Source organism: Anaerotignum faecicola (genome assembly GCA_024460105.1).
Taxonomy (GTDB): domain Bacteria; phylum Bacillota; class Clostridia; order Lachnospirales; family Anaerotignaceae; genus JANFXS01.
Genome location: JANFXS010000144.1, coordinates 1 through 523 on the forward strand (window position 1 = coordinate 1; position 523 = coordinate 523).

Genomic DNA, 523 nt, shown 5'->3' on the forward strand with positions numbered 1-523 from the left:
CACGGTACGAAGACACGGTATTCGCTGTCCTTCCTGCCTCTGTTATGCTTCCGCTTACATAGACCTGCAGCTCCTGGCCTGGCGCTGTATCCCCTTTGGTTACTTCAAACGCCGGATTTGTCAGCGGTGTCCCGTCGTAATCCTTTTCCTTCTTAAGGGTCTTGAATTCCAGTCCGCGTTTTTTTATCTCGACTGTCGCTTCCGCTGTATCTGTATCCGCATAGTTCGGGTTTTTCGCCTTGACATAGACCGTATAGCTCCCGGCCTCTGTAAATAACGGCGCTGTCTCGCTGAATTCTTTATTGTCTGTTGAATACCACAGGGTCGATCCCTCTTTCAGCGCTTCCGCTCTCTTTAATCCATGACCGGTCCCGTCATACGTTACCGTCTGCCCTTCTGCACTTACTCCATTGTCACCTGCAGCCACAATTGTCAGCATTCCCGGTACGATTTCCACCGTATAGTTCGGGTTTTTCGTATACTCTGCCGTCAGCTTGATCTCGTCTCCAACGTTGTTCTTATT

Annotated in this window: 1 protein-coding gene; it reads right to left on the reverse strand. The window is 50.1% G+C overall.

What is annotated here, in order from left to right:
- Positions 1–523: hypothetical protein (locus NE664_13190; GenBank protein ID MCQ4727586.1), on the reverse strand; the 523-nt coding region annotated here is incomplete at both ends.